Raw genomic sequence first — 1,161 nt, forward strand, 5'->3', positions numbered from 1 at the left:
CTTCTTACTTAATCTGCGTCACTAAATTCGTTCAAGTTATTTCTTGCAATCTGCCTAATGAAAAAATTTACCATCGGCATCAGCAGTCTCATCGCGATCCTCGTCGTGATGATTGCGGTCGCCATGATCCCATGGAAAAATATCAACCACCAAAAGCCCATTCAAGTCGTCACCGGTATGGACTTCTATGGGGAGGCAGCCCAGCAAGTCGCCGGTAACCACGGAAAGGTGACCTCCTTCATCAGCAACCCATCCGTCGACCCCCACGACTACCAGCCCGGAACCAAGCAGGCCCAAGAGCTCGGTCAGGCTAACGTCATCATCGAAAACGGTGTCGGCTACGACAGTTGGATGAACAAGCTGGTCAAGTCGAACGGCAACAGCAAGGCCCGGGTGGTCAACGTTAGCCACCTCGTTGGCAAGAAGGATGGTGACAATGAACACCTCTGGTACCAACCGGCAACCGTTAAGAAGCTGGCATTAGACCTCGCAACCCAGTTCGGCAAGGCTGACCCAGAGCACAAGGCCGACTACCAGAAAAACGCCCAACGCTACCTGACTTCACTTAAGCCCCTTGACCGTGAGATCGCTCGGGTTAAGCGACAGGTCAACCCGAGCAATAACCAGGTGGCGGTCAGCGAACCCGTCTTCGACTACGCCCTCAGCAACCTTGGTTACCAGGTAATGGATCAGCACTTTGAAAAGGCAGTTGAGGACAGCAGTGACCCGTCCCCTAAGGACATCAACGAAATTCAGCAGGCTATCAAGAACCACCAGATTGCCTTCTTCGTCAACAACTCCCAAGCCAGCGACAGTGTTGTCAAGAACCTCGTCAAGCTCGCCCACCAAAACAACGTTCCGGTACTCAACGTTACCGAAACTAAGCCAAAGGGTAAGACCTATACCCAATGGATGACTGACCAGTATAAGGTCCTCGCCAAGATTCAACAAGCAGAACAAAATTAACCTAAAAAACAAGAGGCTGGGAAATAAGCTTCTCGGCGCCCTGTACGGCTAGCCTAGAACGGAAGTTGACGCTGGATGCGTCGGCCTTCGTTCGTAGTCAAATAGACTTGCTACGCTGCGCTAGACGCGAAGCTAGCCTATTAGGTTTCTCGTAACTGCACTGTAATATTCGGAAAACTAATCGTGGCTGGGGGG

General features: G+C 51.7%; 1 protein-coding gene. It reads left to right on the forward strand.

Features of this window, described 5'->3' with window-relative positions:
• The first annotated feature begins 57 nt into the window (after positions 1-57).
• A complete protein-coding gene (locus tag FD34_RS05955; RefSeq protein ID WP_057807731.1) occupies positions 58-966 on the forward strand; it encodes a metal ABC transporter solute-binding protein, Zn/Mn family in 909 nt (302 codons plus the stop codon).
• The last annotated feature ends 195 nt before the right edge of the window (positions 967-1,161 follow it).

It is taken from the genome of Limosilactobacillus pontis DSM 8475, from assembly GCF_001435345.1.
Lineage (GTDB): Bacteria > Bacillota > Bacilli > Lactobacillales > Lactobacillaceae > Limosilactobacillus > Limosilactobacillus pontis.